Genomic DNA, 26,882 nt, shown 5'->3' with positions numbered 1-26,882 from the left:
CCAGCTACGACAACGCAGCCGCCGAGAGCTTCTTCGCGACGTGCAAACGCGAAGTTCTCCACGGCAGGAAATGGGCGGACGAACAGCAGGCCCGGATCGACGTGTTCCGCTGGATCGCCTTCTACAACCACCACCGACGCCACAGCACACTCGGCCACCTCAGCCCCATCGCCTTCGAGCAACGACCTCGAACCGACGAGACCGCCACGGTGACACTCGCGGCATGAAAACCGGTGTCCATAATTCAGGGGAAACCTCAGGGACCGGGCCCATCTCCGCCGGTCCACGCCGACCGTTTAGCACTGAGCCTCCCGCTGCCCACCAAGTCGCGACCGCCGGCCGCGCACGCCCGGCCCACTCGGAAAGGCTCCCCGGCGAACCCGACGAAAGCACCCACCCGCTCCGCCGTTGCCAGCGCCTTTCCGGGCGAGCAACACCTGTGTCTCGCCGGGGAACCCAGGGCTCCTGACCGCCGGTGACCACGGGACCGGGCCCACCTCCGCCGAGCCACGCCGACCGTTTAGCACAAAGCCACCCGCCGCCGACCAAAACGCGACCGCCGGCCGCGAACACCCGACCCACTCGGCAAGGCTCCCCGGCGAACCCAACCGGACCGCCCTCCCTCCGCGCCGTTGCCGGCGCCTTTCCGGCAAGCAACACCCACCTCTCGCCGGGAAACCCAAGGCTCCCGGCCACCGGCGACCACGGGACCGGGCCCACCTCCACCGGCCCACGCCGACCGTTTAGCACTGAGCCACCCGCTGCCGACCAAAACCCAACCGCCGGCCGCAAACGCCCTCCTCGCCCTCCTCGCCCTCCTCGCTCGCCGGGAACTCCCGACCAAACGGCCTTCGATGGGCCGGTTCCGAAGCTCGGGCTGCTGCCGTCGGGCAGCATCGGGCGATGGACCCTGACGACGCGGTGCCTTGGGAATTGAAGGTGCTCGATACGGCCGCGCTGCTCGGGCTGGAGGAGCAAGCGGCTCGGCTCAGGCTCAACCAGCGGCTGGACCCGGCATGGGTGCACGCGAATACGGCGCCCGCGGGGACCCACTACCTGTGGCCGTTGCTGTGGAACAGCACGCCCCATCGCCCGGACCTGCCCCGCCAGTTGCGGTGCGAATTGCTCGTCGTGCTCCGTACGGGAGACCGGGTGCGGAGCCTGTTGGACGTCGTACCCGATGACTTCGCCCCCCCTGCCGAGAGTGACCTCGCGTAGCGAGGGCACACACGTCGGCAGACTCCTGGACCGCGCACCGAGCGTCAGGGAATGGCTCCTGGGCACGGATGCACCGGGCATGCCTCGTCCGCCTCACGCCGACGGCGCCCCCTGACGGAGCAGGATCGCCCGGACAATGTCGTCGCGGTTGCCGCCGGCCGAGGTGCCGGCGAGCGGGAATGCCGGTGGTGTCCAGGGGCAAGCGATGGAGGCCGAATTCGCTGGTGGCCCCGAACCCCCGCGCACTACCCTGCGCCGAGAACCCGGGGACGCGTCGGCCCACGCTCGCCGAACCGCCGCGTGGATCGCGGCCGGCGGTCGGCACGGCGAGTGTCGGTGGCGGTCGTGAAATCGACGGAAGGACGGATGCGTAAGCCATGGAGCCCGCCGACTTCTACACCGGCATCGTCGCCGAGTCCTACGCCCCGTTGCGATCACTCGACCCCGATCCCGAGGTCCATGCGGCCTTCATTCGCGAAGTGGGCGGACCGGCGCTGGAGTTGGGTTGTGGGGACGGTGATCCGTTGCTCGATCTGCGTCGCCGCGGGCTGGACGTCGAGGGGGTCGATTCCTCCGCCGACATGTTGGCGCGCTGCCGACGTCGGGCCGACGACGCGGGTGTCACGGTCACCCTCCACCACCAGCGGATGGAGGCGCTCGACCTGCCCCGCCGCTTCCGGGCGATCTTCCTCGCCGGGCCGACCTTCAACCTGCTTCCGGACGACGACGCCGCCGGCGCCGCGCTCGAAGGCATTCGCCGCCACCTGGTCGACGGGGGTTCCGCGCTGATCCCGCTGCACATCCCCGCCCCCACCCCTGCCGACCGGATCGGCGCGACCCGTACCGCCACCGCCGCCGACGGCGCACGGTTGCGCTTCACCCTCGTATCCGAGGAACGCAACGAAGCCGAGCGCACCCAGATCTCCCTGCTGCGCTACGAACGCCACGAGCACCACAAGCACCACAAGCACCACGAGCACCACGAGCACCACGCCCAGGACGCGAGCGCCGTCGTGGAACGGCCATGGCTGCTGCACTGGTACACCCGCGACGGATTCCGAGCGCTCGTCGCGGCAGCCGGACTGACCACGGTGTCCGTCACGGACTCGGACGGCAACCCTGCCCGGGACGACGCCGACTCCACGGTGTTCCGCCTGCGCGCCGACCACCACACCCCGCGACCGCCCACCCGCTGAGCGCCCGCCCCCGAGCGCCCAGCGGGCCGATTTCAGCCCGTCGCCACCACCGGTACGCCGCTTGGGCGGCCTGCCAGGAGGGCCGCGATGTGGTCGGCGCAGCGGAGGGCCGCCGTGGCCATCGCGCCTTTGGTCATGCCGGCGACATGTGGGGTCAGCAGGGCGTTCGGCAGGCCGAAGAGCGGCGACGCGAAGGCCGCGTGCTCGTGCTCGAACGTGTCGACCGCCGCCGCCACCAGGGGCGCCGCCGGATCGCTCAGCGCGTCGGCCAGCGCCTGCTCGTCGACGATGCCACCCCTGGCGGTGTTCAGCAGGATCGACCCGGGTCGCATCGATGCCAACTCCGCCCGCCCGATCAGTCCTCGGGTCTGCGAAGTGAGCGGAAGATGCAGGGAGACCACGTCACTCGTCGCCAACAGGCCGGCGAGCGATGCCGCCCGAGGCACCGAGGACTCGGCCTCCGGACGCCGGGAGAAGCCCTGCACCGTCATGCCCAGCGCGCTCGCCCGCTCGGCCAGGGCCGACCCGATCCGGCCCAACCCGACGATCCCCAGGGTCAGTTCCGCCAACTCCACCGCAGGCGCGCTCGGCGCACTCCAACGCCCCTGGTGCGCGGCCGCGTTGTGCGCGGTGAGGTGCCGAGTCGACGCGAGCAACTGCGCCAGGGCGAACTCCGCGACCGCGTTCGCGTTGGAGCCCGGAGTGTGCGTGACCACGACACCGTGCCGGCCGGCGGCGGCCGACTCGACATGATCGGTACCCGCCCCGGCCCGCCCGATCACCCGCAGCCGATTGGCCAGCGTCGGATCGGTGGCCGCCGCGAGGAAGGCCGCACGCAACGGCACACCCGCACGGGACTTCACCGCGTGGTAGCCGATCCCGTCCCGCACGAACTCGGCGATCAGCGCCCCCTCGTCGAAGGCGTCGAAATCGGCGAAGTCCACCCGCCCACCCCAGCCCGCCCGCGCAGCGCCCCGGTCGCCCACCCGGCGCAGGTTCAAGGTGACGCCCAGCCCGTGCCCGAGCAGCCGGTCCAGTTCCCGGTCGAGCAACTCGCCGGGAGCCGCGTCCAACAACAGGACTCGCGCCCGCTCCACGTGCACCCCTTCCCCGCAAGGCCACCGACCCTACAGCGACCCGGGAACCACACTCGCCCGAGTCCTTCGACCACCACGGGCACCGCGAGCAAACTCCACACCCGACCAAGGCCGTTCGCGGCCACCATGATCGCCACCGCTAAGCTGCGGTCACTGTGCGGGCTCGGGGTTCGCCCGGGTTCACCAGAGGAGCACGACCACATGATGGGGCCGGCCCATTCCCTGTCCGGAGCATGCGCGTGGATGGCCGCCGGTGCCGCCGCCGATGCCTACGGTCGACCGATGCCCTGGCCGGTCCTGGTGGTCGGCGGGCTGATCTGTGCCGGCGCCGCCCTCGGTCCGGACCTGGACCACAAGGCCGCCACCGTCTCCCGCTCGTTCGGGCCGATATCCCTGATCCTGTGCGGCCTGGTCGACGCGCTCGCCACCGCCACCTACAAGGCCACCCGCAAGAAGGGCGACCCCCGCCGCAACGGCGGCCACCGCACCCTCACCCACACCTGGGTCTGGGCCCTGTTGGTCGGCGCCGGCGCGTCCGCGATCTGCGCGTACGGCGGCCGGTGGGGGGTACTGGGCGTCCTGTTCGTGCACATGGTGCTCGCCATCGAGGGCCTGCTGTGGCGCCAGGCCCGATTGCACAGCGACATCCTGGTCTGGCTGCTGGGCGCCACCAGCACCTGGATGCTCGTGGAGATCCTGAACCGCCCCGGCAACGGCTCGAATTGGTTCTTCACCGAACCCGGCCAGGAGTACTGGTGGGTCGGCCTGCCGATCGCCCTCGGCGCCCTGACCCACTGCATCGGCGACGCACTCACCATCTCCGGCTGCCCGATCCTGTGGCCCATACCGATCGGCCGCAAGCGCTGGTACCCCCTCGGGCCGCCGAAGTCCATGCGCTTCCGCGCGGGCGCCAAGGTCGAAGTCAAGGTCCTGATGCCCCTCTTCATGGGCGCCGGCGGCCTGGGCGCCGTCAGCGCACTGGGCTACCTCGGCTGAGTCCGAAGCCGGTCCCACCGCTCGGTATCCGCCTCCCCCACACCCGCGCCGACCCGTCGAAACGGTTTGCCCGCGGCGCGCAATCGCCGCTGTCATGCCGGATGTTCCGGCTCGAACGACGGGAGCGTCGATGCGCGCGGAGGGCGTGGCTGCGGTCGTGGTCGCAGTTGTGGTACCCGTACTGACCCCAGCCGTAGGGGTGTTCGCAGTCGCCTGGCAGGACCGTCAGGCGAGCCGATCGCAAACCGGCCGTCGGCTGCGCGCGTTCGAGGACGCGACCCGGCAGGTCGACTTCGCGGTGTTGTGGTGGGAGGCCCGCCAACGGCTTCCCGGCAGCCCGGAGGAGCTGGGCAACGCGATTCGCGTTGCCCAGCATTGGCTCGACCAGGCGAGCGCGCTCGTGGTCTCCGCAGGCCCGGGCAACGTCGACCCGCCGCGCCGCCTGTCGCTCGCCCGCCTCCTGCTGCTCTACCGATTCCGGTACACCGCAGCCAGGTTCATCCGCGCCGGCTTCTTCGCGATGCTCGCCCTGATGGCCGTGGCCGGCGTGGGCGTGCCGAGCGTGGCGTCGTCCGTCGGCAGCGGCGCCGACCTCGGCTGGTCGCTGACCTGGCTGCTGCTCTTCGCGCTGATCACCCTGCTCCTACGCTTCCGGGCGGTCTCCGCGGACACCCTCCGCCGACCCTGAACCGGGCAGGACGCCAAAGCGCCGAGGCCCCGGGGCACCGCCCACCCCTCAATATCCCGCCGGCGCCGGCCAGTGACGCTCCACCCCGATGGCGTCCAACTCAGCCGCGAACTCGGTGAACAGGGCGCGGTCTTCGCGCACCGCATGCGGTTCCACGCCCCGCTTCAGGCAGTACGCCGCCAGGTGCCCCACCACCTCGCCGATGTTCCACTCCACCGGGTGCAGTCGATAGCACCCGTTGGAGATGTGCGTCGTCCCGATGTTCTTCGCCGCCGGCAGCAGGTTGCGCATCCGGATCGGCAACAACGCACCGAGCGGGATCTCGAACGGCACGCTGGCCACGTCGATGTAGTTGTCCCCGCCGGTCGAGGGATGCAGGTCGATCCGGTACGCACCCACCCCCACCGAGTCCGGGAAGTGGTGGATCCCGTGCGTGCCCAGGATGTCCCGGGAGACGTGGTGTTCGGTCACCGTGGTGACCGCGCGGATCCGCCGCGACTCGCGCACATACGCGGACTTGGCCAGCCCGTCGGCGGTGCCGACGACGTCGTGCCGCAACCGCAGTCCGGGATACCCGGTACCGCCGTCCGGCCGGGGCGCCTCGGTCTGGAGCCAGTACAGCACCGACAACGAGAGCTGCTTGGCCTCCCGATGCGCGGCGGCGGCCTCGTCCGCGCCGACCTCGATGATCGGCCGCAACCAGTAGTCGTTCAACGGCCAGTTCACCAGCGTGATGTCCGAGTCGACCGCGCCCGGCTCGAACAGCCCCTTGGCCAGGATCCGGCGGAACAACCACAGGTCGTCGCCGCCCGCGTTGGCGCTCTGGTCGGCGTTCACCGCGAGCGGGTCGCCCCCGGGTCGCGGGTCGAAGGTGCGCGCCTCCGGTTCCAGCGTGCGCGGATCGGGCGCGAGGAAGCCGAGCAGCGGGCCGGGCCAGAAGTCCGGCCGGTACGACCGCCAGAACTCGTAGTCCGCAGGCCGGTCGATCACGTGGTTCTCACCCTCGTGGTACGACACGGCGAAGCAGTACGTGATGCCCTGCATGTTCAACGGCTGGTACTGCGCGGGCGCGTTCGGCTCGTCGTACTCGTCCCGGGCCTCCGCGCCCGTGACGTACTCGGCCTTGGCCAGCGGCAACAACTCGCCGGTCTCGGTCGCGTCCAGCACGTACGCCGCACTGATCGTGTGCGACTCCTCGGTGCGCACGCCCCACAGGGTGACCGCGCGCACCCGGTCGCCGTCCGCGAACACCTCGGCGGGCACGTGCTCCAGGAGTATTCGCAGCCGCCCGGACGCCAGGTGCGGCGCGAGCAGTGCCTGCAACACGGCCAGCGAGGCCCGCGGTTCGTGGCACAACTTGCTCACGTAGCCGGCGCCGGGGTTGAGTTCACGACGGGCTCGGGCCGCGCCGGTGAGCGGATACCAGGTCCGGTAGTGCTCGCGGATCGCGGTGCGCAGTTCGCGATAGCTCGCCGGGGCGCCGTAGCTCTCGATCCAGGGATGCTCGTCCGGCGGCACCGCCTGTGCGGTGAGTTGGCCGCCGATCCAGTCGGTCTCCTCGGTCAGTACGACCGTGCGGCCCGCCCGGCACGCGGCCAGTGCGGCGGCGACTCCGCCGAGGCCGCCGCCGACGATGAGGACCTCGGTGCTGATTTCGGACATGCTGAAGCCTTCCGTGAACGCGCTGATGAATGGATGTACGGGCGAAACCGAATCCGGCACCGGCGACGCGGACCGGCGCGGGTGAAGGGGAAGACCGAAGCGGACCACCGAGGCGGGCGCAAGAGCGCATGCCGACAGGGCCGTTCCACCGATGCCGGCCCAACCTCACCGCGGCGGACTCACCGCGGCGATCTCACCGCACCGCCCCCGCCGTCTCCCCCGGCACCGGCTCGCAACTCATCAACTGATGCCTGGCCAGATTCGGCTCCCCCGCGATCAGTCCGGTGAGCAGGCGGACCGCCGCCGCGCCCATCTCCCGCCGCGGCACCGAGAAGCCGGACAGGAAGGCCGGCCCGGGCACCGCGTGTTCGGGGGCACCCAGGGTGGCCAGGGACAGGTCCTCGGGGAATCGGTAGCCGGCGGTCGACGCGGCGGCCAGCACCGCCCGGTGCGCGGCGTCGGTGTCGGTCGCCTCGGTGACGATCGCGGTGACGCCCTGCTCGTACCAGCCGCGCAGCCGGTCCGCGCTCAGGTCCGAACCGTCCGTGCGCACCACGGTGGACCGCTCGACCGGCAGTCCGCACTCGGCCATGCCGCGGCGGAACCCCGCTTCGCGATCGACCGCGCTGATCGCGTCGTCGAGTTCGCGGACGTACAGGATCCGGTGGTGGCCCAGCTCGGCCAGGTGACGCACGACCTCCGCCGTCGCCGTCACGTAGTCCGCGCCGACGTACGGCAGTCGGTCGCCGAAGTCGTCGTGCCGGCCCAGGTAGACCACCGGCAGGTCGGTGGCCAGCAGCCGGTCCATCTCCCGGATCGGCAGATGCCGGCCCATGAACAGGCAACCGTCCGCCAGCCGGACCCGGTTGAGCACCTCCGCATGCGGCCGTTCGCCGGTGATGCTCGACGCGATGAACATCAGCAGGTCGTAGCCCTGCGCCGCGGACTCCTGCTCGATGCCGACCAGGAACGGATGGTAGGCGTGCGACATTTCGGTGGGGAAGGTCGCGGTGAACGTATACAGGCCGAGCAGGTTGTTCTGGCCGGCCGCGAGTCGCTTCGCTATCGGGTCGGGCATGTAGCCGAGCTGCTCGGCGGCGGCCATCACCTTGAGCCGGGTCTCGTCGGCGATCCCGACCGCCGCCGAACCGCCGCTGAGGATCAGGGACACCGTCGGCTGTGAGACGCCGGCCAGCCGGGCGATGTCCGCCTGACGGGGCCGGTTCGCGCGTGAACCAGCCGGCCGCCCGGGCCCCCCGATCGGCTTCATGTACTCCTCCATATGGCTGGCAACGGAATGACCCGGAATGCAACGACCGACGATCGAACGGCCGTCGACGAACTCCTAATGCGCATCAGATCTATGAATCCAGTATATCCGGTGACGGTGTGTGAGCCGGTATCGGCGTGAACCGGCAGTCGCCGCGCCGGCACACGACGGCGCACAATCCGGTGACGATACGCGGTTCAGGGCGCTTCCAACCCGCCGTCGGGCCGCCGCACCCGGGCGGCCCAGCGCTCGTGCAGATGTGTCCGCGGCGGATACTTCGCCGCCATCGCCTCGTCCAGGTCGATGCCCCAACCGGGCCGATCCGACGGCGTGAGGTAGCCGTCCACCGTGCGCAGCGTGCCGGGGAACACCTCGTGCACCCGCTCGGGGTAGACGTGCTGTTCCTGGATGCCGAACGCGGCACTGGTCACATCCAGCGTGACGTTGACCGCCGCGCCCACCGGCGACACGTCCGGCGGTCCGTGCCACGCGGTTCGTACGCCGGTCAGTTCGCACAGCGTGGCCAACTTCCGGGCCGGCGTCAGCCCACCCACCGCCGAGACGTGCACCCGCAGGTAGTCGACGCCGCCGGAGGTGACCAGGCGCGTCGCGTCGGTCATCGAGGTGAGCAACTCGCCGGAGGCGATCGGCATCGGCGCGGCGGCCCGCACCTCGGGCAGCCGGTCGAAGTGCTCCGGCGCCAGCGGATCCTCCAGGAAGAACAGCCGGTACGGCTCCAGCGAACGGGCCAGCCCCACCGCCTCCTTGGGGGTCAGCCGGTTGTGCGCGTCGTGCAGCAGCCCGAGTTCGTCGCCGAGCACCTCCCGGGCCCGCTCGAACAGGCGCGGGGCGGTCCGCAGGTAGTGGCCGACGTCCCAGCCGTCCGGGTAGGGCGCGCCGGGGTACCCGCCCGGCGCGCCGTCCGCGCCGTAGGTACCGAGACCGGGACCGCCGGTCTGCAACCGCACGTAGCGGTAGCCCTGTTCGGCCAGCGCGGCGACCCGTTCGATCGACTCCTCGATGTCGCCGCCGCGGGCCCCGGTGTACACCGCCGCGCCGGCCCGCACCCGGCCGCCGAGCAACTCGTAGACGGGTACGCCCAGTCGCTTGCCGGCGATGTCCCACAACGCCTGGTCGATTCCGGACAGCGCGTTGTTGTGCACCGGGCCGCCGCGCCAATAGGAGGAGAAGTGCAACATCCGGAAGATGTCCTCGATGTCGCCCGGATGCCGGCCGATCACCATCGGCGCGAGGTGCTCCTCGACGGCCGCGACAACCGCGTGGAAGCGCTGGGTGAAGGTGGCGCAGCCGAGCCCGTACAGCCCCGGCTCGGACGTGTCGATCCGCACCACGACGAGCGGAACACCCCCGGGCGCGGTGACGATCGCCCGCACCGCGGTGATCCGCAACGCGTCCCGGGCCGGCCACGGGGCCTGCGTCTCGGGCATCGCCGCGGCCGGGATCGCCGCGGCGTCGGCCGGCTCGGCCGGTGTCGTCTCCGACGTGGTCATCAGGGTCGCTCCTGGGGGTACGGGTGCCGGGCGGTGAAACCGAGGAGTCGCCGGGCGGGGGTCAGATCGATCGGGACCGACCGGGCGGGGAACACCGCGCGGCGGGGCACGTCCGGAAGATGGGCGGCGAGCAACTCGCCGGTGGCCGCCGCCATCAGCGTGTCCGGCGCCGCCACGAACAACACCGGCGCGCCGGTGACCGCCGGCGCGGTCAGGCCCAGTACGCACGCCCGGGCCGCGTCGCGCAGGTCGAGGTAACTCCACACCTCCGGCGCGCCGAGCGCCGGATTCGCGGCCAACCGCGCGGCGTGCCCCGCGAGTCGATCCGGATCGCCGAGGAACGGCAGGCGCAGCGCCGCCACCGTCATGCCGTATCGCCGGTGCATCATCGCGGCGGTGGCCTCGTCGACCTGCTTGGACAGCGCGTACGGGTCCTCGACGCGCAGCGGCAACGCGGTGTCCAGCGGCAGGTAGGCCGGTTGCGGGCGAGGCGTGGAGCGGGCGAACGGCAGGCCGGTCACCGACAGGCTGCTCGCCACCACCGCGCGCCGCACCCCCATTCGGCCGGCCTCGTTCAGCACCACGAACGTGGCCTGGGTGTTCGTCCCGAACACCACCTCGGCCGGGGCGACTTCGGGCGAGGCGAGCGCGGCGAGATGAATCACCGCATCGACCCCGTCGAGAGCCTCCGCCACCGCCGCCGGGTCGCGCGCATCGCCGACCACCACCCGATCGACGCACAACCGCACGGCCTCGTCGACCGAAGACGAGCCGGCCGACGCGGAAGCCGGCGGCGCCACCAACGCCGTCACCGGCACGCCCCGATCCGCCAGTTCGGCCGACACCGCCGTCCCCAATCGCCCCGCGGCACCGGTGACCAGGACCCGCGCCGGGCAAGCCCCGGTCACCTCCACCCCGAACCCCCCACGTCCCGCACTCACTTGAGCCCCGTAAAGGCGATCCCGCGCACGATCTGCCGCTGGAAGACCAGGAACACCACGACCGGCGGGATGATCGTGATCAACATGCCCGCGATCAGCAGGCTCTGGTCCGAGGTGTCCGCGAGTCGCGGCAGCGCCACCGCCAGCGGCTGCTTGTCCGAGTCGGTGATGGCGATCATCGGCCAGAGGAAGTCCTTCCAGGCGTTCATCACCGCCAACAGCGACACCACGGCCAGGATCGGCCGGGACATGGGCAGCACGATACGGGTGAGGACTCGCCAGGGACCGGCGCCGTCCAGGCGTGCCGCCTCCAGGAGTTCCTTCGGAATACCGTCGAAGAACTGCTTCATCAGCAGCACGTTGAAGGCGTGCGCACCGGCCGGCAACCAGACCGCCATCGGCGTGTTCGCGATCGAGGTGCCGGTCGGCGGCAGGTCCTGGATGGTCAGGTAGAGCGAGACCATCGACACCGTGCCCGGCAGGAACAGCGTGGCCAGCACGGCGGCGTAGACGTACTTCCCGTAGAACGGCCGCAGCACGGACAACGCGTAGGCGCCGGTCACCGCGACGAACAACTGCACGAACCACGAACCACCCACCAGGACCACGGTGTTCATCAGATAGCGGCCGAGGTCCAGGCTCGTCCACGCGGTCGAGATGTTCGACCACCGCGCATCCTCGGGCCACAGCGCCAGCGGGTGCCGCAGCGATTCCTGGGTGGAGGAGATCGAACCCTTGAACACCCAGTAGATCGGCCCCGCGCCCTCGATCACCAGCGCCGCGATCAGCAGGAACTGCGTGGTGCCCAGGCCGATCCGGGTGAGCGGGCGGCGGCGCTCCGCCTCGGACATCACGCCCCGGGTTCCGGTACTCATTTCGTCCCCCACGTGCGGGTGAGCCGCAGATAGATCGCCGACAGGACCGCGAGCACCGCGGCCAGGCTCACGCTCAGCGCGGCGGCGCTGCCGTAGTCGCCGCTGACGAACGCGTAGCGGTAGATGAGCAGCAGCACGGTGACCGTGGAGTCCTCCGGGCCGCCGTCGGTGAGCACGAACGGCTCGGTGAACACCTGGAAGGTGTTGATCACCTGGAGCAGCATCATGATCAGCAGGATCGAGCGCATGTGCGGCAACGTGACGTGCCACAACCGGCGCCGGATCGAGGCCCCGTCCAGTTCGGCGGCCTCGTACAACTCGGTCGGCACACTCGCGAGCGCGGCCAGATAGATCAGCACCGCGCCACCCGCGCCCGCCCAGGTCGCCTCCACCACCAGGCTCGTCATCGCGGTGTCGGCGGATTGCAACCATGGGTACGGGCCGAGCCCGACCGTGCCGAGCACCTCGTTGAACAATCCCGTGTCCGGGTCGTAGAACCACTTCCACATCAGCACCGCGACCACCGGCGGCACCGCCACCGGCAGGTAGACCAGCACCCGCATCAGGGCGCCGCCGCGCCGCAGTTCGGACATCAGCACGGCCAGGAACAGCGGCAGCGGGAAGCCGATCAGCAGTGCCAGACCGGTGAACACCACGGTGTTCCACACCGCTTTGGCGAGCAGCGGATCGTCCAGCAGGGTCCGGTAGTTCTGGAAGCCGACCCAGGTCGCCGGCTCGACCAGGTTGGTCTGCTGGAAGCTCAGCAGCAGGCTGCGGACGATCGGCCACCAGGAGAACAGACCGAACACCAGCACGGTCGGCAGCAGGAACAACGCCGGCACCAGGTGCCGGGAGCCGCCGCGCAGCCGGTTCGCGGTGAGCGCACGCTTCCCGGCCGGCGCGGGGGCGACGACGGGCGGTGCCTCCCGGGGAATGGTCGGCGTGCTCACGACGCGACCTCGACGGGCCGCCGGTCCGGGCCGATCGGGGCCCCTGCGCCGATCACGGTGCCTGCGCCTTCTCGAAGGCCGGTCCCAGCCGGTCGGTGGCCTTGGTCAACTCCTCGCGCGGGTCGGCGTCCTTGCGGGTCAACACGGCCTGTACCACCGTGTCCAACGCCCCGTACAACTCCTGTGCGGCGACCGGCGGTTCGACCTGGTAGTCCAGTTTGCCCACGCCGTTGACGTACGGCGCGAAGTTCGCCGCCGGGATGTTGGCGTGCTTGTTGATCGCCGTGTTGACCGGGTCGGAGACCGCGACGGAGTAGAACGGGAGGGTGGGCAGGCCGACCGCGAGCTTGTCCGCGGCCTGGGCGAGCGCGAGTTCCTCGGCGGCGGCCGGGTCGTAGGAGGGCTTGAGGTAGAAGTAGTCGATCCACTTGACCGCCGCGGATCGTTGCGCCGGGGTGGCCTTGGCGCTGACCACGGCCATCATGCCGCCGAGCAGGGTGGACCGGCCGGGGTTCTGCTGCGGGAGCGCGGCCATGCCGAAGTCGGCGGGCTTGCCGGAGTACTGGGTGATGTAGCGGTTGTAGCTGTTGACCGTGCTGATCATCATGCCGATCTTGCCCGCGGCGAAGTCGCGTTCGGCGTCCTGCTGGGTACGCAGGTGGTTGTTGCCCATCGAGTCGTCCTGCCAGCGCATCGCGGCCAGTTGCCGGAGCGCGTTCTCGGCCGGGCCGTCGAGCAGGGACGGCGCGTACTTGTCACCGACCTTCTTCTCCATCGAGCCGCCGTAGGCGTACGTCATCGCGGTCAGGATCCAGCCGCCGGTGTTCTTGACCGTCATCTGGGTGTAGCCGGTGGCGCCGGTGGCGGAGATCTTCTTGGCGGCGGCCCGCACCTCGTCCCACGTGGCGGGCGGCTTGTCCGGGTCCAGGCCGGCCTTGGTGAACAGGTCGCGGTTGTAGACCAGGCCGAGCGCGTACTCGGTGATCGGCAGCCCGTAGACCTTGCCGTCGGCGGCGGTGGCCGGGGCCAGTGCGCGCGGGTCCAGGTCGGCCGAGTGCGGCAGGCCCTTGACCTCGGTGCTCAGGTCGATGATCTGCTTGCGGGCGATCAGACCCGGCGGTTCGGTCAGCGGCACGGTCAGCACCGTCTCGGCGTTGCCGCCGGCCAGTCGGGCGGCGAAGGTGCGCGCGTCCCACTGGGTGTCGGTCGGCTTGAGCTTGATGTTCGGGTTGGCCTTCTCGAACGCCGCGACCGCGTCCAGGAATTGTTGCCGCGTCTTCGGGGCCGTGGTCGCGGGCATGCCGGCGACGGTGATCGTGGTCTTGCCGGCGGAGCCGGCGCCGCCCGAACCGCCGGACGTGCCGGACGAACAGCCGGCCGTGCCGGCGACGAGGGCGAGCGCGAGCGCCCCGGCCCCTGCCACCGCCCGACGGCGCCGACGCCGGTGCGTGCTGACCGGGACTGACTCGGCCACGGGTACCTCCCTGGATCCTGATGCTGCGGCCCGGATGAGCTTCCGGAGTGGGTGCCGTTCCGGGCGCCGATGCGCTTCCGGAGGCGATGAGGTCGTATCTAATTCGCATTAGGAGGATGTGTCAAGAGGGTTGTCGGCAGGTTGCGCGAACCGGCGAATCAGACATACGGCGGCCTTGACTCGGGTCGGCGATCGGAGTACACATTCGCTCTAATCCGCATTAGGTGAACCCCGTCGCTCGGGAAAGGCATCCTCATGTCCACCCACCGCACGCCCGACGAGCACACTCCGGAGCACGCAGGCGACCACGCAGTCGACCACCAGGCCGGTGCCGGGGTCGAGGCTCGGATCGAGGACCGGCCCGGCGACCACCGCGGCGCCGGCACCGGCCTGCATCGACGCGGCTTCCTCGCCGGGGCGGTCGCGGTCGGCGCGGTCGGCGCGACGTTGTCCGGGACCGCCTTCGCGGCCGGCCAGGCGGCGCCGGTGACCGTGTCCGCGCCGGGCATCAGCCTGACCGCGGGCGCCGACGGCTACGTCTCGGTCCGCGACGGCGCCGGTGTCGAACGGGTCCGGCTGACCAGATTCATGGCCAAGGACACCGTCGTCGGCATCCAACAGAGCACCGGCGGCACCCCGTCGTCGATCACGCTCGCGGACGGCAGACCGGCGATCCAGGTCGAGTACACGCTGCCCGCCGCCGCGAACGGGATCACCGTCCGGGGCATCTTCGACGTCACCCCGCACCGGGCGCACCTGCGCTGGGAGGTGGGCGGCTCGACCACGCTGACCCCGGCGGGCTTCATGTTCGGACGGACGGTACTCGCACCCACCGCGCCGGAGGCGTTCGTCGCGCTGACCACGTGGAACCGGGACGCGGGCGGCGGCATCCCGTACGAGAGCAACGCCGGCGCGGTCTACCGGGAGACCTGGGCCGACACGAACGCGTACTTCCGGCTCGCCGGCACCACCCCGGCCTGGACCAACGCCACCTGGATCCACGCCCCCGGCACCGCGAGCACCGGCGGCGCGGTGACCGAGGCCGACCTGGTGCTCGGCTCGATGCGGCCCGCGGCGGCCGGCACCACCGGGGCGGGCCGACCGCTGGGCGTCGAGGTGTGGACCGACCGACCGTTCTCGCTGTGGGACCAGGGCGGCGTGCCGATGCCGCTGCACGCCGAGGTCGCCAACGGCGGCAGTACCGAGCGGACGGTGCGACTGTCCTGGTGGGCGCGCGACTTCGACGGGCGGGTGCTGGGCAGCGGCGCGGTCACCGGCACGATCGCGGCGGGCGCCACCTGGGCGCAGACCTTCACCGTCACCTCGCCGGCGCAGGGCATCGTGTTCACCGAGGTGAGCGCGACCTCCGGGACGGACGAGGCGTTCGCCCGGACCAACCTCGCGGTGCTGCCCCCGTTCACCTACCGGGCGAGCGCCGCCGACAGCATGTTCGGCATCGCCAACTATCCGTGGCTGCTCCAACCGGACACCCCGGCCGTGCTGGAACTGATGCAGCGGCTGGGCATCAGGCGGGTGCGGATCTCCTACGACGGCGGCCCGGGCCTGCCGCCGGCCACGCTGGACGCGGCCGGCATCGCGCACAACATCGAACTGGCCGGCATCCCACTCGGCGGCACCACCGCCCAGGTCGCCGCGTGGGCGGACACCAACACGGCCAAGGCGATCGGCGCCGGCGCCGACTGGTTCGAGGTGGCGAACGAGATCAACAAGCCGTGGATGAGCGGACAGACCGCGTCCGCCTACGTCCGCGACGGCCTGCACCCGGTCCGCGATCGGCTGACGGCGGCCGGAGCGCAGACCAGGGTGCTCAATGCCGGACTGGCCGGGATGGACCACGTCTGGACCAAGAACTTCCGCGACGCGGGCGGCTGGAGCCTGATCGACGGCTTCGCCTTCCACCCCGGCCGAGGCAACTTCACCCCCGACTACGCCCCGGCGCCCGCCGACTGGACGATGGGCGATCACGGCACGTACTGGAACTTCCTCGGCGGCCTGCGCAAGGCGCGCGAGGTGATCGCCGAGTACGGGCCCAAGGAGTTGTGGCTGACCGAGGCATACGCGTGCACCAAGCCGAACAGCTGGTGGCACGACACCTACCGGCATGCCGCCGAGAACGTCCTGCTGACCCTGGCGCTGGCCAAGGCCGAGGGGGTGCGCTGCGTGAACTGGTACCAGTTGCACGACAGCGTGCTGGGCAAGCCGCAACTGGCCGACCCGGTCAACTCCGAGTACCACTACGGCCTGATGCACCGCGACCTCGGCGCCAAGCCGTCGGCGCTGGCCTATGCGACGGCGGCCCGGGTGCTGGACCGGGCGGTGTTCGTCCGCCGATTCACGCTGGCCGACCCGGACCTGCACGGCCTGCTGTTCTCCTCGCCGGAGGGACCGATCTCGATCCTGTGGAGCCGCAAGGACGGCTACGTGCTCAACCCCGACCACCCGACCGACTCGGGCTGGTTCGCCGCGCCCGAGCCGTGGGTGGACGGGTGGCGCACCAAGACGACGGTGACGGTGGCGGCCGGTGCGGCCACTGCGACGGCGGCACGGCCGGGTCGCCACGCCTCGGCAACGGTCCGCGAGGTGGACTGCATCGGGCGCGAGCGGCTGTTGACGCCGGTGCGTGGGCGGGTGTCGGTGCGGTTGGACGGGGCGCCGCGGATCTATTACGGGTTGACGGACACGCCGGAGGCGGGTTGCTGATGGTGAGTGGGTATCGGGGGGCGGCGGCGTGCGGGGCGCCATCCTTCGATGCCCGGCCCCGCGCACGAATCCCGACGCGCGGGTCAACCCGATGTTGCTCACCACGTTGGCCGACTGGGGGGCCGCCGCCGAGCCGGCCGTACCCGAGTTGGCGGCCCTTCCGGACACACCGTACGCGCTCACCGCGTGCGAGATCCTCGGCCGCACACGCGTGGTGGCGGATCACCGGCGACCCGGAGCCGGCACTGCCGGAACTCCTGCGGGCGCCGGCCCCGGTGCGCTCCGGCAGGGCAACGGAGCACACCCTGATCGTCGTTCGCCTCCTGGGCGACATCGGCCCACCGGCCCGATAGGCCGCAGACACGCTCCGCACGATCGTGGCGAACGAGCGACGGGTCGGCGGAAGCATCCTCGCCGACGAGGAACTGTGCCGGGCAACCGGCGCCGCGCTCACGGCGATCGAGCGCTGAACACGACGACCGGACCGGATGGGGCGGCGGCGGACTCGGAGCCGCCGCCCCGGCTGGTGGGTGGATCAGTTGTAGATCAGCGTCGGAGCAAGCGGGGTGCGGGTGACGCAGTACCAGCTCGGCCACGATCCGGACGGGAACAGCACGCGCAGGCTCCAGTTGCTCGGCGAAGGCGGTGCGCCGGTGAGCACCGCATTCAACGGTTGGCCGGGCGAGATGGTGCCGCTGACCTTGGGAATCGCACCGAGATTGAGCACGGGCGAGGATGCCGGATAGGGCGGATTGATCGCACCGTCGTAGACCACGCCGCCACCGGGCCCGTTGAAGAGCACGGTGGTGTTGATCGAGTTGGCGGGGAAGCCGACGGGCACCGGTCGGGCGATGCTCACCTTGAGCAGGCCGCCACCGGTGGAGTAGGTCACCTTGGCGGTGAACGCACCGCCCCTGGTGTCCACACAGTTGTACGGGGAGGTCGACGGCCCACCGGCAGAGGCGGTACCGACGAACGTGGTCAGGGCGGCGAGCGCCCCGGCACTGGCGAGTGCAGCGAACTTTGCGCGCTTGGACATACCTGTCTCCCGGGTTTCTGGGCTGGACCCGAACCGTGCGGAGGAGCAGAAGTACACAAGAACACCGGATGCAACAACACCCGTCCCACACACCCAGTACAACAACCCACCCTTACCCCGACAACGGCCCCGGCCCGGATGGCGCGAATTGGCAAGTCGGCGGGGGCGGGGATAAGGGGTGGGGCTTGGGTCGCGGGGGCGGGCGGGCTTGGGTCGCGAGCGAAGCGAGTGGCGTTGACGACGGTCGCAGGCGACGCAACGTCGGGGGCGCTGACGCGCCGGGTCGCGGCGTCGTTCGGCGGCTGGGGGAAAGCCCGAGACGTAGCCGCAGCCGACTCGCCCGGTCCCGCGCAGCCACGATGCAGGCTGCGAGGCCGGATCAGGTCGCGCCGGTGCCGCTGATCCGCAGCCTTCGAGCTCGACGCAACGGGTGGAGCGGGTGGGGAAACAACCCGACCCAACCAAGACGCGACCGCAGCCCACGACCAGGAGCCCCGAGCCGCCCCCGACCCACGCCGGGCAACAAGACGCGCGCAGCCCCCAGCCCCCTCAGGGCCCTGCGGCCTCGAGCTTGGCACCGGCGGCCGTGGCCAAGAGTTCCTCCGCGTGTGCGCGGCCGAGTTCGGAGTCTTCCAGGCCGGCCAGCATCCGGGAGAGCTCTCGGACTCGGGCCGCGTCGTCGAGGGTGACCACGCCGGAGCGGGTGACCGAGCCGTCGCTGGACTTCTCCACCACCAGGTGACGATCGGCGAAGGCGGCGACCTGGGGCAGGTGGGTGACCACGATGACCTGCGCGACCCGCGCCAAGCGGGCCAACCGGCGGCCGACCTCGACCGCCGCCTTGCCGCCGACGCCCTGGTCGACCTCGTCGAAGACGAACGTGGGCACCGGATCGGCCCCCGCGAAGACCACCTCGACCGCGAGCATCACTCGCGAGAGCTCACCGCCGGAGGCGCCCTTGGCCAGCGGGCGCGGCGGCGCGCCCGGGTGCGGGGACAGTTGCAGCTCGACCTCGTCCACGCCCATCGAGCCGTACGCCAGGACCCGATCGCCCACCGGCAGCCCGTCCGGGTCGTCCACGCCGGAGATCGCCACGCCCACACGCGCATATGGCATCGCCAGCGCGCTCAGCTCACCGGTGACCGCCGCCGCGAACCGCTCCGCCGCCGCGAACCGCGCCGCCGACACCTCGCTCGCCAGCGTCGCCAACTCGCCTCGCAGTGCGTCCCGTTCGGCGGTCAGCTCCTCGGTGCGGTCGTCGTCGCCGTCCAACTCGGCCAACCGCGCGGCCGAGCGCTCGGCCCAGGCCAACACCTCGTCGATGGATTCGCCGTACTTGCGGGTCAACCCGGACAGCGCCGCCCGCCGCTCCTCCGCCGCCGCGAGCCGGACCGGGTCCGCATCCACGCCGGCCGCATAGGACGCCAGCTCGCCCGCCACGTCGGACACCAGATACCCGACCTCGCCGAGCCGATCCGCCAACGCCGCGAGCGCCGGATCGTGCGCGCGCACCGCCTCCACCGCCCGATGCGCGGCGCCCAGCAGCGTCGAGGCGTCCACCGCGTCCGTACCGGTCTCCGGGTCGCCCAACAGCGCCTCGTGCGCCGTGGTCGCCGCAGTGCGCAGCGCGTCGGCGTGGCCCAGCCGCAGCGTCTCCGCGGCGAGTTCGGCGTCCTCGCCCGGCTGCGGCACGACCTGCTCGATCTCGGTCAGGCCGAACCGCAACAGGTCGGCCTCCTGCGCACGTTCGCGCGCCCTGGTGGTGATCTCGGTCAGTTCCGCGCTCACCTCGCGCAGCCGTCGATAGACCCCGCCGTACGCCTTCAGCGGCACCGACACCGCCTCACCGGCGTACCGGTCGAGCGCGCCGCGCTGCCGGGCCGGACGCAGCAGCCGCTGCTGGTCGGTCTGGCCGTGCACCGCGATCAGGTCGTCGGCCAGGTCGGTCAGCAACCCGATCGGCGCGCTCCGCCCGCCCACGTGCGCCCGCGAGCGGCCCTCGGCCGAGACGGTCCGCGCCAGCAGCAGCTCGCCGTCGTCCACCTCGGCGCCCGCCTCGGCCGCCCGACGACCCGCGGGCGAGTCCGCCGGCACGCTGAGCCGACCCTCCACCAGGGCCTTCCCCGTCCCGTTGCGCACCAGCCCGGCATCGGCTCGGCCACCGAACAGCAAACCCAGTCCGGTCACCACCATCGTCTTGCCGGCGCCGGTCTCGCCCGTGACCACGGTGAAGCCCGGCGCGAGCTCGACTACGGCGTCTTCGATGACACCCAGACCCTGTATCCGCATCTCTTCGAGCACGGGACGACACTACGAGGTCGTGGGGACTCCGCGCGAAGAACGCAGTTCAACGGCGTGTGTTCAACACACCGACAGACGACCATACGGCCCGCCCGAGGGCCTCACCGGTGCCCGCGCCACCCCTTCACGGGCAACGCGAACTTGGCCACCAGTCGATCCGTGAACGGCGCCCGATGCAGCCGCGCCAACCGCACCGGCTGGGTCCCGCGCCGCACCTCCACCCGCGCGCCCGCAGGCAGATGTACGGTCCGCCGGCCGTCGCACCACAACGCGCCGGGCGGCGTCTCGGGCGCGAGTTCGAGCGCGAGCACCGAGTTCGGCGAGACCACCACCGGACGCGCGAACAGCGCGTGCGCGCTGATCGGCACCATGATCAGCGCCTCCACCTCCGGCCACACGATCGGTCCGCCGCCGGAGAACGCGTACGCGGTCGAGCCGGTCGGCGTCGCGCACACCACCCCGTCACAGCCCCAGCGGGACAGCGGCCGGCCGTCCACCTCGGCGACCAGTTCGAGCATGCGCTCGCGCGAGGCCTTCTCGATCGCGGCCTCGTTCAACGCCCAGTTGGTGTGCGCGATCTCGCCGTTGACCCGGACCACCACGTCGAGCGTCATCCGCTCCTCGACGTCGTAGTCGCGCGCCACGACCCGCTCCACCACGTCGTTGAGGTCCTCGCGCTCGGCCTCGGCCAGGAAGCCGACCCGCCCCAGATTGACCCCGAGCATCGGCACCGCCGCGTCGCGTACCAACTCCGCGCCCCGCAGCAGCGTGCCGTCGCCGCCGAGCACGATCGCCAACTCGCACCCCTTGGCCGCGTCGGGCTCCACCGACACCACGACCGCGCCCGGCAGCGCCAGGTCGTCCGCCTCGTGTTCGAGCACCCGCACGCCCAGGCCGGCCGCGATCAGCCGCTCCACCACCAGCCGTGCACTGCGCAGGGCCGCAGGTCGGCCGGTGTGCGTCACCACCAGTACCGTGCGATCGCTCATGCCCGTATCCCCTCGTCCGCACCGCATCGACCGCAGCCGTACCCGTATGCCGTGACGCTATCGTGCACGCCGCTCACCGAGGCCCCTCGGCGACCGCCCGATCGACATCCGCCGGGTCCAGGTCCGGCGCACCGGCCCGCATCCACAGGAAGTACTCGACGTTGCCCGATGGCCCCGGCAACGGCGACGCGGTCACCCCGAGCACACCCAGACCCGTCTTCGCGGCCTGCTCCGCCACCGTGCGCACCGCCTCGGCCCGCAATGCCGGGTCACGCACCACCCCGCCCGCGCCCAGCCGCTCGCGTCCGACCTCGAACTGCGGCTTGACCATCATCACCAGGTCCGCGTCCGGCGCCGAACAGCGCACCAGCGCGGGCAGCACCAGGCCGAGCGAGATGAAGGACAGGTCACCCACCACGAGGTCGGCCGCCGGCCCCACCTGATCCGGCGTCAACTCACGCACGTTGGTCCGGTCCCGTACCGTCACCCGGTCGTCGCTGCGCAGCGCCCAGGCCAATTGCCCGTACCCGACGTCCACCGCGACCACGTGCGCCGCACCCGCGCGCAACAGCACGTCGGTGAAGCCGCCGGTGGAGGCACCCGCGTCGATACAGCGCCGCCCCTCGACGGTGAGGCCCCGCGGGGTGAACGCGGCGAGCGCCCCGGCGAGCTTGTGCCCGCCGCGCGAGACGTAGTCCGGGTCGCCCTCGTCGGCCGCGACCACCACGGCCGCGCCCGCGTCGACCTGGGTGGCGGCCTTGGTCGCGGTCTGGCCGCCCACCGTCACCCGTCCGGCCGCGATCAATTCGCTCGCGTGGTCCCGGGAGCGAGCGAGTCCCCTGCGCACCAGCTCGGCGTCGAGCCTGCGTCGTGCCACCGGTCGTGCCTGCCGTTCCTTGGTTGTGCGGATTGGTTGTGCGGATTGTCGTGCCGAAGTCTGTGCTGCGGGTTGCGCGGAAGGTTGCCGAGGTTGTGTGGGACCGGACCGAGCCGGATCGAGCCGAGCCGGGCCGGTGGGTTCGCGCCCGGAGCTTGCGCCGCGCGTCGGTACGCCTGGCACTTGCCCGCCCGGTACCGGCCCGCTCTGCACTTGCCCGTCTCGCCCCGAGGGGCATGGAGCGCGGACCTAGTGGTCCAGTTCCGCCAGGGTGTCCCGCAATCCTCGGTGCACATCCTCGTACACCGACCCGTGCGCCTCGGTGGGCAGGTCACCCACACGGCTCAGAGTCGCAAGTACCGCGTCTACATGAGGATCACCGGAAGGCGCGGGCGGTTCCACGTCGAGCGGTCCGATCACGGCAACCGCCGAAGGCACGCCGACCCGGTCGGGAGCATCGCCGTCCGCGCTCGGCGCCGGATCCGCGACCGCGTGCCCGCCCGCGTCCTCGCTCACGACTGATCGTCCGCGTCGGCGGCCGGCGCGGCGGGCTTGCTGCGGATCGTCTTCTTGGCCGGCGTGGTCTTCTTCGCGGCGGCGGTGCCGTTCGTCTTGCGCGCGGTCTTGCGCGGGCCGGCCGCCGGCGTCGACGCCGCGGCGGACTCGGCGGGGCGGGCGGCCGAGGTCTTCTTCGCGGCGGCCTTCTTCGCGGCCGGCGACTTCGCGACGAGCGGCTTGTCGACGGGAGCGGCCGGAGCAGCCGGGGGCCGGGCGACGGGTGTGGCCGATGCCGCGGCGGGACCCGCCGCCGGGCGCGGCGTGCGCGGCGTGGACGCGCGGGCCAGCCGGTGCTCCAGGTCGGTCACCCGGCTCTTCAGCCGCGCGATCTCCTCCTCGGCCTTGATCAGGTCCTTGGCCCACGGCTTCGACCGGGACAACGCCTTGTCGACCTCGCCGCGCACCACACCCACGAGCAGGTCCCGGTTCGCCTTGCCGGTCTCGTACAACTCCTCGGCCACCTGCTGCACGTACTGCGGCAACGCCTGAGCCTGATCGGGCACCTGCTCCAGGTCCAGGCCACTGCGCTCGACCAGGACCTTGGCCACCTCGGTGACCCGTTGCCGGGTCATCTCGGTCAAGCCACTGGCGATCTGAAGGTAACTGCGAACGACATCTCGCATAAACGGCACCTGCCTTCCTGCTCCGGCTGCCCGTACGCGTGCCTGTGCGGCGATACGAACGGCGATGATCGGTCTGCTCCGACGCTACCCTCTCGACCGGCGCAGGACCGGAAGCAACGACATGCCGTCCCCGCCCAACCCGCGACGGGCGACCGGCACCGGCATCGCCGGCCCGTCGGTGGGGTACGGTCGCCAACCGGATCCCATGGAAGGAACGCCGCGCATGGCCACCGTCGAAGAGTGCCGCAAGGCCCTCCAGGAACTGTCCGCCAAAATGGGCCGCGCCGAGGGCGACACCCGCAAGGCCGTGCAACTCGACCGCAGTCTGAGCTGCCGGGTCACCGACCTGGACGTCACCTTCTCCGGACGACTGCGCGACGGTGCGCTGCACGACATCGACACCGAACCGCGCAGCGACAAGGCGCAGATCCGACTCACCACGACCGGCGACGACCTGATCGCCCTCGTCGCCGGCGACCTGAACTTCGCCACCGCGTGGGCCAAGGGCCGGATCAAGCTGGACGCCTCGTTCAAGGACCTGCTGGTGCTGCGCAAACTGCTCTGAGCAGGGCTGCTTTGCGCAGGATTGCTTCGAGCGAGGCTACTTTGCACACGGTGCCGTGCGCGCGCTGTTGGCTGCGCGCGTCGAGCAGGCTGCTTCGATTCGGCCGCACGCCCGTTCGGGCCTCCCGCGCCCGTGCCGCGTCCACGCCGCTACCAGCCCAGGTGCGCCGCCACGCCCGCCGTGTCCACCGGCTCGTCCGTCGCCCAGGCCGCCGCACACGCCGCGCGCAGCCCGTCGATGCGCGCACCCGAGCCCCGGACCGCCAACGCTCCCTCGGTCACCCGCGCCGACCAGCCACCGCACACCCACGCGTCGCCCTCCGGCCGGGCCGTCACCGGCGCGGCCAACAACGCCCGCAGGTCCTCCGCCACGAACGTCGGTCGTTGCCCGGCGCGGGCCGCGAGCAACCCGTCGGGTGTGGTCACCCCGGTGAGCACCAACAGGCTGTCCACACCCCCGTTGCACGCGCCCTCGATGTCGGTGTCCAGCCGATCGCCCACCACCAGCGGCCGACGCGCGCCGGTACGCAGGATCGTCTCCCGGTGCAGCGGCAACTCGGGCTTGCCCGCGATCACCGGCTCGGCCTTCGTCGCCGCCCGCACCACGCCCACGAGCGCACCGTTGCCCGGCGCGATCCCACGCTCGGTCGGAATGGTCAGGTCCGCGTTCGAGGCCACCCAGAACACCCCGCGGGCCACCGCGTACGACGCCTCCGTCAGCGCCTGCCACCCCACATCGGCCGCGAACCCCTGTACCACCGCCGCCGGTTCCTCGTCCGCCGACCGCACCGGCCGCAGCCCGTGCTCGCGCAGCGCGACCTCCAGGCCCTCACCGCCGACCACCAACACCGCCGCGCCCTCGGGCACCCGCTCCGCCACCACCCGCGCCGCGGCCTGCGCCGAGGTCACCACGTCCTCCGGCTCCGCCGAGATACCCAGCTCGACCAGGTGTTCGGCCACCGCCTTGGGCGGACGCGACGCGTTGTTCGTGACGTACGCGAGCCCCATCCCCCGCCGGCGCGCCTCGGTCAACACCGAAACCGCGTGCGGAACGGCCCGCGCACCGGTGTACACGACACCGTCCAGGTCGAGCAGCGCGACGTCGTACGCCCGCGCCGGCTCCCCCGCATCCGCAGCCCCGTCCGCACCGCCCGTCGCGGCCGACACGGATGACGCGGACGCCGATTCCGCCGCGGTGTGCGATGCCGCCGCGCCCGTCGGTTCCGCTGCGCCTGCCGATGCGCCTGCCGAGGTCTGCTTGCTCACGCGTCGTCGCTCCTGTCGTCCATGTCCCCACCGTCCTTGCCGATCGTCCCGTATGCGCCGGCCCGCGCGCGCAACGTGGCCCGCGCCTGGACCAGCGCCGTCCGGTAGTGCTTGGTCTCCGGCCGCATCGCCACCGCGAGCGCCAGATGCTCCACCGCGGTCTCGAAGTCGCCGAGCCGCGAGGCGGACAGTCCCCAGCCGAACTGGGCGTAGTCGTCCGCCGGATCCGATTCGGCCACAGCGCGAAAGTGCCGCAGCGCCTCGTCGTGTCTGCCCGAGTCGAACCACGCCCGCGCCAACGCCTCACGCACACTGCGCGACTCCGGCGCCGCATCCGCCGCCCGCGCCAGCAACTGCGCGGCGGCGGCCGGATTACCCGACGCGAGCAACTGCACCCCGCGTCGGTACCAGTCGTACACATCGCCCGTGGGCGCACCGTTCATCCCGTCGGCTCCCTGAGCCATCGCCATGATGCCCTCCCGCACCTCGACCACGCGCCGGTCACCAAAATCCGGCAACCGCCGACATCGGATGTCCTGATCTTGCCCGGGCTCGGGCCCGTAACATTCGGCCATGGACGACGCAGTGCCGAACGGGCTGGATCTGGCCCCCTTCCGTGGGCTCCGCTACGACCCGGAACGCGTCGGGGACGTCGCGTCGGTGACCTCGCCACCGTACGACGTGGTCGAGCCCGGCGGTGTGCCCGTGCTGGAGGACTCCGATCCACACAACATCGTGCGGCTGGTCCTCCCGCGCAGCGCGGTACACGCGGGCAGCACCCTGCGCACCTGGTTGGCCGAGGGCGTGCTGCGCCCCGACCCGCTGCCCTCCTTGTACGTATACGAACAGCGCGATCACAACTCGATCCAGCGCGGTCTGATCGGCGCGATGTCGCTCGACTCCGCCGTCATGCCGCACGAGGACGTGATGGCCGGCCCGGTCGCCGACCGGGCGACGCTGATGAGCGAGTTGTCGGCCAACCCCGAGCCGATCCTGCTCGTGTACACGGGCGGCGGGCGCGCCTCGGACGTGGTCGAACAGACCACCCACCAGCCGCCCCTGGTCGGCCTGCGCACCCCGGACGGCATACGTCACCGGTTGTGGGGGGTCACCGATCGGCACGCGCAGGCCAAGATCCGCGAGGACCTCGCCGATCGCAAGGCCCTGATCGCCGACGGCCACCACCGCTGGGCCGCATACGCGCGGATGCGCGAGCGCGCCCACGCGGACGGCCGCGGCGAAGGCCCGTGGGACCGCGGCCTGGTCCTGCTCGTGGACACGGTGCGACACCCGCTGCGGGTCGGCGCGATCCACCGCGTACTGCCGAACCTGCGCCCGGCCGACGCGCTGAACGCACTGGCCACCTACGGCGACGCGGGCGCCGGCGCGTTCCTGGCCCGCCCCCTCGACGGCACACTGCCCGCCGCCCTGTGGGCACTGGACCAGACCGTCGGCCCGGCCTTCCTGCTCGCCGGCGACCGCCGATTCCACCTGCTCACCGGCCCCGACCCGGACCTGCTCGACCTCGCGATCCGCGCCGACCGCCCACCCACCTGGCGCTGCCTGGACGCCACCGTTCTGCACGCGGCCCTGCTCGACCGCGTCTGGCACGTCCCCGACAACTGGGACAACATCACCTACGTACACGACGCCACCGCCGCCGTCCGCCAGGCCCACCACACCGGCGGCACCGCAATCCTCCTCCGCCCGACGGACGAACGAGTAGTCCGAGAACTGGCCGAACAAGACATCCGCATGCCCCGAAAATCCACTTCCTTCGGCCCGAAGCCGGCCACCGGCCTGGTCCTGAGAAGCCTGGACTTGGACGAGTAGTGCGATGGGGTCGGGAGGGGGGCTGGGCGGCAGGGCTGGGCGGCGGGGCTGGGGCGTGAGGGGGTGCGCCCTGACCGGCCTGGGTCGTGAGCGGAGCTAGGGGGTGGGGGGCTTTCGGCGATGCAGCGTTGCTTTTTGTTGGGCGCCTTCGGCGCCGGCTCGCGAGGCACCACTTTTTTGTTCCGTCGCAGGCTCCTCCACAAAAAAGTGGCCCCTCGCTCGTGACTTCGTGT

24 protein-coding genes are annotated in these 26,882 nt (G+C 71.7%); 8 read left to right on the top strand and 16 right to left on the bottom strand.

Annotated elements, in window-relative coordinates; genetic code table 11:
- From ACFXMF_RS33795 to ACFXMF_RS33785, 3 genes are all read left to right on the top strand, one after another.
- Positions 1–227: integrase core domain-containing protein (locus ACFXMF_RS33795; protein WP_380020946.1), on the top strand; the 227-nt coding region annotated here is incomplete at its 5' end.
- 694 nt (positions 228–921) lie between these two features.
- Positions 922–1,218, top strand: coding sequence for a hypothetical protein (locus ACFXMF_RS33790; protein WP_379988916.1), 297 nt, complete (start codon positions 922–924; stop codon positions 1,216–1,218).
- A 377-nt stretch (positions 1,219–1,595) separates the two neighbouring features.
- A complete protein-coding gene (locus tag ACFXMF_RS33785; protein ID WP_379988915.1) occupies positions 1,596–2,414 on the top strand; it encodes a class I SAM-dependent methyltransferase in 819 nt (272 codons plus the stop codon).
- Between the two features lie 32 nt (positions 2,415–2,446).
- Here the strand turns inward: ACFXMF_RS33785 and ACFXMF_RS33780 are convergent, their stop codons facing one another.
- Positions 2,447–3,511 carry an NAD(P)-dependent oxidoreductase gene (locus ACFXMF_RS33780; protein WP_360318760.1) on the bottom strand — a complete coding sequence of 355 codons (1,065 nt, stop codon included), beginning with the start codon at positions 3,509–3,511 and terminating at the stop codon, positions 2,447–2,449.
- Positions 3,512–3,712: 201 nt separating this feature from the next.
- On the opposite strand from ACFXMF_RS33780, the gene ACFXMF_RS33775 reads away from it, so the two are divergent.
- Positions 3,713–4,507 carry a metal-dependent hydrolase gene (locus tag ACFXMF_RS33775; RefSeq protein WP_360318762.1) on the top strand — a complete coding sequence of 265 codons (795 nt, stop codon included), beginning with the start codon at positions 3,713–3,715 and terminating at the stop codon, positions 4,505–4,507.
- Between the two features lie 130 nt (positions 4,508–4,637).
- Positions 4,638–5,195, top strand: a complete 558-nt coding sequence (locus ACFXMF_RS33770) for a hypothetical protein (protein ID WP_379988913.1) — start codon at positions 4,638–4,640, stop codon at positions 5,193–5,195.
- A gap of 48 nt (positions 5,196–5,243) precedes the next feature.
- Here ACFXMF_RS33770 and ACFXMF_RS33765 read toward each other — a convergent pair whose 3' ends face one another.
- The 7 genes from ACFXMF_RS33765 to ACFXMF_RS33735 form a co-directional block, all read right to left on the bottom strand.
- On the bottom strand, positions 5,244–6,857 hold the full coding sequence (locus ACFXMF_RS33765) for an FAD-dependent oxidoreductase (RefSeq protein ID WP_379988912.1): 1,614 nt from the start codon (positions 6,855–6,857) through the stop codon (positions 5,244–5,246).
- A 193-nt stretch (positions 6,858–7,050) separates the two neighbouring features.
- Positions 7,051–8,127 carry a LacI family DNA-binding transcriptional regulator gene (locus ACFXMF_RS33760; RefSeq protein ID WP_360318768.1) on the bottom strand — a complete coding sequence of 359 codons (1,077 nt, stop codon included), beginning with the start codon at positions 8,125–8,127 and terminating at the stop codon, positions 7,051–7,053.
- A gap of 197 nt (positions 8,128–8,324) precedes the next feature.
- A complete protein-coding gene (locus ACFXMF_RS33755; RefSeq protein WP_379988910.1) occupies positions 8,325–9,638 on the bottom strand; it encodes an enolase C-terminal domain-like protein in 1,314 nt (437 codons plus the stop codon).
- Complete coding sequence (locus ACFXMF_RS33750) at positions 9,638–10,546, bottom strand: NAD-dependent epimerase/dehydratase family protein (RefSeq protein WP_379988908.1); 909 nt, start codon at positions 10,544–10,546, stop codon at positions 9,638–9,640. Before ACFXMF_RS33750 ends, ACFXMF_RS33755 begins: the two co-directional genes overlap by 1 nt.
- A 29-nt stretch (positions 10,547–10,575) precedes the next feature.
- Positions 10,576–11,454, bottom strand: a complete 879-nt coding sequence (locus ACFXMF_RS33745) for a carbohydrate ABC transporter permease (RefSeq protein ID WP_360318777.1) — start codon at positions 11,452–11,454, stop codon at positions 10,576–10,578.
- The gene (locus tag ACFXMF_RS33740) at positions 11,451–12,404 is read right to left on the bottom strand and encodes a sugar ABC transporter permease (RefSeq protein ID WP_360318780.1); all 954 of its coding nucleotides are present in this window, start codon (positions 12,402–12,404) and stop codon (positions 11,451–11,453) included. Before ACFXMF_RS33740 ends, ACFXMF_RS33745 begins: the two co-directional genes overlap by 4 nt.
- A gap of 52 nt (positions 12,405–12,456) precedes the next feature.
- Positions 12,457–13,878, bottom strand: a complete 1,422-nt coding sequence (locus tag ACFXMF_RS33735) for an extracellular solute-binding protein (protein WP_379988907.1) — start codon at positions 13,876–13,878, stop codon at positions 12,457–12,459.
- A 255-nt stretch (positions 13,879–14,133) separates the two neighbouring features.
- On the opposite strand from ACFXMF_RS33735, the gene ACFXMF_RS33730 reads away from it, so the two are divergent.
- Positions 14,134–16,599, top strand: a complete 2,466-nt coding sequence (locus tag ACFXMF_RS33730; protein WP_379988906.1) for a hypothetical protein — start codon at positions 14,134–14,136, stop codon at positions 16,597–16,599.
- Between the two features lie 535 nt (positions 16,600–17,134).
- Here the strand turns inward: ACFXMF_RS33730 and ACFXMF_RS33725 are convergent.
- The 6 genes from ACFXMF_RS33725 to ACFXMF_RS33700 form a co-directional block, all read right to left on the bottom strand.
- Positions 17,135–17,638 (bottom strand): hypothetical protein, encoded by a 504-nt coding sequence (locus tag ACFXMF_RS33725; protein WP_360318790.1) that lies wholly within the window; start codon positions 17,636–17,638, stop codon positions 17,135–17,137.
- 549 nt (positions 17,639–18,187) lie between these two features.
- The gene (gene recN, locus ACFXMF_RS33720) at positions 18,188–19,927 is read right to left on the bottom strand and encodes a DNA repair protein RecN (protein WP_379988923.1); all 1,740 of its coding nucleotides are present in this window, start codon (positions 19,925–19,927) and stop codon (positions 18,188–18,190) included.
- A gap of 113 nt (positions 19,928–20,040) precedes the next feature.
- On the bottom strand, positions 20,041–20,928 hold the full coding sequence (locus ACFXMF_RS33715; protein WP_360318793.1) for an NAD kinase: 888 nt from the start codon (positions 20,926–20,928) through the stop codon (positions 20,041–20,043).
- Positions 20,929–21,001: 73 nt separating this feature from the next.
- Positions 21,002–21,805: a TlyA family RNA methyltransferase gene (locus ACFXMF_RS33710; RefSeq protein ID WP_360318795.1), complete on the bottom strand. Its 804-nt coding sequence runs from the start codon at positions 21,803–21,805 to the stop codon at positions 21,002–21,004.
- Between the two features lie 249 nt (positions 21,806–22,054).
- Positions 22,055–22,321: a hypothetical protein gene (locus ACFXMF_RS33705; protein WP_360318798.1), complete on the bottom strand. Its 267-nt coding sequence runs from the start codon at positions 22,319–22,321 to the stop codon at positions 22,055–22,057.
- Positions 22,318–22,986 (bottom strand): histone, encoded by a 669-nt coding sequence (locus tag ACFXMF_RS33700; RefSeq protein ID WP_379988905.1) that lies wholly within the window; start codon positions 22,984–22,986, stop codon positions 22,318–22,320. Before ACFXMF_RS33700 ends, ACFXMF_RS33705 begins: the two co-directional genes overlap by 4 nt.
- Positions 22,987–23,209: 223 nt before the next feature.
- Here ACFXMF_RS33700 and ACFXMF_RS33695 point away from each other — a divergent pair, with 223 nt between their 5' ends.
- Positions 23,210–23,551 carry an alkyl sulfatase C-terminal domain-containing protein gene (locus ACFXMF_RS33695; RefSeq protein ID WP_360318804.1) on the top strand — a complete coding sequence of 114 codons (342 nt, stop codon included), beginning with the start codon at positions 23,210–23,212 and terminating at the stop codon, positions 23,549–23,551.
- A 149-nt stretch (positions 23,552–23,700) separates the two neighbouring features.
- On the opposite strand, the gene ACFXMF_RS33690 is transcribed toward ACFXMF_RS33695, so the two are convergent.
- Both ACFXMF_RS33690 and ACFXMF_RS33685 read right to left on the bottom strand, forming a co-directional pair.
- A complete protein-coding gene (locus ACFXMF_RS33690; RefSeq protein WP_360318821.1) occupies positions 23,701–24,717 on the bottom strand; it encodes an HAD-IIA family hydrolase in 1,017 nt (338 codons plus the stop codon).
- A 95-nt stretch (positions 24,718–24,812) separates the two neighbouring features.
- Positions 24,813–25,286: a tetratricopeptide repeat protein gene (locus tag ACFXMF_RS33685; RefSeq protein ID WP_360318807.1), complete on the bottom strand. Its 474-nt coding sequence runs from the start codon at positions 25,284–25,286 to the stop codon at positions 24,813–24,815.
- Positions 25,287–25,389: 103 nt separating this feature from the next.
- On the opposite strand from ACFXMF_RS33685, the gene ACFXMF_RS33680 reads away from it, so the two are divergent.
- Complete coding sequence (locus ACFXMF_RS33680) at positions 25,390–26,649, top strand: DUF1015 family protein (protein ID WP_379988902.1); 1,260 nt, start codon at positions 25,390–25,392, stop codon at positions 26,647–26,649.
- Positions 26,650–26,882: the final 233 nt, after the last annotated feature.

This window comes from Embleya sp. NPDC059213 (genome assembly GCF_042754445.1).
Lineage (GTDB): Bacteria > Actinomycetota > Actinomycetes > Streptomycetales > Streptomycetaceae > Embleya.
This window is presented reverse-complemented; position numbering and strand designations above follow the sequence as displayed.

Bases quoted from the DNA above. Each gene is read 5' to 3' on its own strand.
- ACFXMF_RS33785 (WP_379988915.1), top strand. From the start codon at position 1,596: ATGGAGCCCGCCGACTTCTACACCGGCATCGTCGCCGAGTCCTACGCC.
- ACFXMF_RS33775 (WP_360318762.1), top strand. From the start codon at position 3,713: ATGATGGGGCCGGCCCATTCCCTGTCCGGAGCATGCGCGTGGATGGCC.
- ACFXMF_RS33770 (WP_379988913.1), top strand. From the start codon at position 4,638: ATGCGCGCGGAGGGCGTGGCTGCGGTCGTGGTCGCAGTTGTGGTACCC.
- ACFXMF_RS33765 (WP_379988912.1), bottom strand. From the start codon at position 6,857: ATGTCCGAAATCAGCACCGAGGTCCTCATCGTCGGCGGCGGCCTCGGC.
- ACFXMF_RS33760 (WP_360318768.1), bottom strand. From the start codon at position 8,127: ATGAAGCCGATCGGGGGGCCCGGGCGGCCGGCTGGTTCACGCGCGAAC.
- ACFXMF_RS33755 (WP_379988910.1), bottom strand. From the start codon at position 9,638: ATGACCACGTCGGAGACGACACCGGCCGAGCCGGCCGACGCCGCGGCG.
- ACFXMF_RS33745 (WP_360318777.1), bottom strand. From the start codon at position 11,454: ATGAGTACCGGAACCCGGGGCGTGATGTCCGAGGCGGAGCGCCGCCGC.
- ACFXMF_RS33730 (WP_379988906.1), top strand. From the start codon at position 14,134: ATGTCCACCCACCGCACGCCCGACGAGCACACTCCGGAGCACGCAGGC.
- ACFXMF_RS33725 (WP_360318790.1), bottom strand. From the start codon at position 17,638: ATGTCCAAGCGCGCAAAGTTCGCTGCACTCGCCAGTGCCGGGGCGCTC.
- recN (WP_379988923.1), bottom strand. From the start codon at position 19,927: ATGCGGATACAGGGTCTGGGTGTCATCGAAGACGCCGTAGTCGAGCTC.
- ACFXMF_RS33715 (WP_360318793.1), bottom strand. From the start codon at position 20,928: ATGAGCGATCGCACGGTACTGGTGGTGACGCACACCGGCCGACCTGCG.
- ACFXMF_RS33700 (WP_379988905.1), bottom strand. From the start codon at position 22,986: ATGCGAGATGTCGTTCGCAGTTACCTTCAGATCGCCAGTGGCTTGACC.
- ACFXMF_RS33695 (WP_360318804.1), top strand. From the start codon at position 23,210: ATGGCCACCGTCGAAGAGTGCCGCAAGGCCCTCCAGGAACTGTCCGCC.
- ACFXMF_RS33685 (WP_360318807.1), bottom strand. From the start codon at position 25,286: ATGGCGATGGCTCAGGGAGCCGACGGGATGAACGGTGCGCCCACGGGC.
- ACFXMF_RS33680 (WP_379988902.1), top strand. From the start codon at position 25,390: ATGGACGACGCAGTGCCGAACGGGCTGGATCTGGCCCCCTTCCGTGGG.